Source organism: Intestinibacter sp. (assembly GCF_051866655.1).
Lineage (GTDB): Bacteria > Bacillota > Clostridia > Peptostreptococcales > Peptostreptococcaceae > Intestinibacter.
Genome location: NZ_JBJDXL010000486.1, coordinates 1 through 2,472, shown reverse-complemented (window position 1 = coordinate 2,472; position 2,472 = coordinate 1). Strand labels below are relative to the sequence as shown.

At 31.9% G+C, this 2,472-nt stretch carries 5 protein-coding genes; 3 read left to right on the top strand and 2 right to left on the bottom strand.

Features of this window, described 5'->3' with window-relative positions; all coding sequences use genetic code 11:
• Positions 1 to 109 precede the first annotated feature (109 nt).
• The 3 genes from ACI3VO_RS14730 (at position 110) to ACI3VO_RS14720 (ending at position 1,513) form a co-directional block, all read left to right on the top strand.
• Entirely contained in the window at positions 110 to 409 is a 300-nt protein-coding gene (locus ACI3VO_RS14730) for a hypothetical protein (RefSeq protein WP_439758642.1), read from the top strand.
• 315 nt (positions 410 to 724) lie between these two features.
• Positions 725 to 1,129 (top strand): hypothetical protein, encoded by a 405-nt coding sequence (locus ACI3VO_RS14725; protein ID WP_439758641.1) that lies wholly within the window; start codon positions 725 to 727, stop codon positions 1,127 to 1,129.
• 255 nt (positions 1,130 to 1,384) lie between these two features.
• Positions 1,385 to 1,513 carry a hypothetical protein gene (locus ACI3VO_RS14720; protein WP_439758640.1) on the top strand — a complete coding sequence of 43 codons (129 nt, stop codon included), beginning with the start codon at positions 1,385 to 1,387 and terminating at the stop codon, positions 1,511 to 1,513.
• A gap of 40 nt (positions 1,514 to 1,553) precedes the next feature.
• On the opposite strand, the gene ACI3VO_RS14715 is transcribed toward ACI3VO_RS14720, so the two are convergent.
• On the bottom strand, positions 1,554 to 1,793 hold the full coding sequence (locus ACI3VO_RS14715) for a hypothetical protein (protein WP_439758639.1): 240 nt from the start codon (positions 1,791 to 1,793) through the stop codon (positions 1,554 to 1,556).
• A 249-nt stretch (positions 1,794 to 2,042) separates the two neighbouring features.
• Positions 2,043 to 2,261 carry a hypothetical protein gene (locus tag ACI3VO_RS14710; protein ID WP_439758638.1) on the bottom strand — a complete coding sequence of 73 codons (219 nt, stop codon included), beginning with the start codon at positions 2,259 to 2,261 and terminating at the stop codon, positions 2,043 to 2,045.
• Positions 2,262 to 2,472: the final 211 nt, after the last annotated feature.

Below are 2,472 nucleotides of genomic sequence, written 5' to 3'. Positions count from 1 at the left end.
AAAGCCCATGTATTTAAAAGGCGGAATTATGACGGCAGTTGGAATAATTGAAACCGCTGCTGGAGGAACAGGCTAGAGTAATTATACTGCTGCTAGATTAATATATGCAATGGATGCTACAAAATTTGCTAGTGCAGACGGTTTATATTCAACCGGATCTAATTTAGCAGTTAATTCAACCTCTGATAAAGCTGGAGAAGTTAGTTATACATTTTTAGTTAATGGAAGTAGTTATCTAGGTGGAGCTACTACAATAATTGGATCTATAGTAGCTTCTGGAGGAGTTTCTTTTACTAATAAATCTTTTGATTATTCTGCAATAGAAACAGCAACTGCAGATGCTGCTAGTTGCATATGGTTTTCAGATTCTGCCACTCAAGGAAAACCATGTATTAATACAAAACTTTAGTATAATCCATCTACAGATATTTTATCAGCTGGCAATTTTTCTGGAGCTGGAGCTAATATAACTTCCTTAAACGCTTCTAATTTAGCGAGTGGAACAGTTCCTAATAATAGATTACCTTATAGACTACAAGAATATCATAATTAGCTAGAAGCATTAGATAACACAATTTGTGGATTTAGATATGTTAGCTCTAGTGATGCTTCATTAAATCCTTTCATTAATTTACATACTTCTGGTAATGATTTTATGATTTTATCATAGGGTTATGATACTGTCTGGGGTAGTCAAATAGCTACTGATTTTAGAAGTAATAGTATGGCAGTTAGAAATAAAAATAATGGAACTTGGAATAGTTGGGCCACAGTATTAACTAGTGCAAATTATACAGAATATACTCCCATTATAAATAATGCTCATGCTAATAATACTACTTCTATATATGCTCCTGTCTCTGGAGGTACTGCAAATTATGTATTAATATCATCTGGAGATGGTAATGCTCCAGTATGGACTGCCCAAACTAATATAACTGCTGGTAGTGTTGATGCTTGTAATAAAGTTAAAGTTACTGCAGTAGCTGCATCTTCTGCAACTCCTTATTATGTAACTGGTGTTACAGGATCCGGAAATGCTATGTCTTTATATGAAGTAGCAAATGTTTATTTTAAACAAGGAGTTCTTTATGGAGCTGCATGGAACGACTATGCAGAATATAGATAGTCTGATATAACTCAACCTGGTAGATGTATTATTGAAAATGGTGACGATACATTAAGTCTTTCTATTGAAAGGCTATAGCGTGGTGCTGAAATAGTATCTGATACATTTGGTTTCGCAATCGGTGAAACTTATGATTGTAAAACTCCAATAGCAGCATCAGGTCGTGTATTAGCATATCCATTTGAAGATAGAGAAGAATTTAAATCTCATATTGGTTATCCAGTATGCTCAGGTCCTAATGGAACAGTATCTATTATGACTGATGAAGAAGAGCAATTATATCCAAGTAGAATTATTGGATATGTATCTGCCGTGCCAGACTATGAGATCTGGGGAACGGGAAATGTCAAAGTTGATGGACGAATTTGGATTCGTATTAAATAAAAAATGCCCGATAGGTTAATTCCTATCGGGCTTTATTTTTTTATATTCTTAAATATTCTTTCCATCTTGCTTCAATTCTATCATGCTTAGTTTTAGGGAAATACATTTTCTCTTCACTCTCGAATACAATATTATCTTTACCGAGAACTTTGATGTTCATTAAGTTAATTAATAGGCTAGGCTCTAAAAAGATAAAACTATCATTTGTATCTAATGGATGAACTGACTCTGCGAATGATCCTCTTATAGTACAACTTTTACATTTAGTATTGTCATCCAAATGATAACTTAAACATCGTCCTTCTATATTTACATAATTAATATTTTTAGTTTTTAATCTACGATGTCCATCTGGAGTCTATACTAATACATTAGTATCACACATATAATATTTAATCATATCAAATGCTTTATGCATTTTTTTTACTTCAACAGGTTTAATTAAGTAAGTTACAGGGAAAGCCTCATAAGCCTAAAAAGCATACTATTCAGTCTCACTAACAAAAATAATAAAAGATTTAGGAGCCTTCTATCTTATTTGAATACCCGCCGGAATAGTATCGCAGATAGGCGGGTCTATTAATAGAATATAAACATCAAATACCTCTTTATCATTTAATAAAGATTCAGAAGAATTAAAGATAGTTAACTTACTTGAAAATCTTGTAAAATGTATATATTCATCTATTAACCTTGAAGCACGTATTATACTACCTTCACTATTTTCGCATAACGCGACATTAACCATTTTCATCACCTTCCATAAAGTCTCTATCTCTATCTATTAATTATATTATAGCATATTTTTTCAAAATTTTCAATTAGTGCGACAAATTTGTTTAATTTTATGAGAGCGAAAAAATTTACAAAAATTTTGTGAGTGTAGATAAATAATTTTTCTGATTAGAAAGTTATATAATAATGGAAGGAAGAAACCTTCCGAATACTTTCTAGGAGGT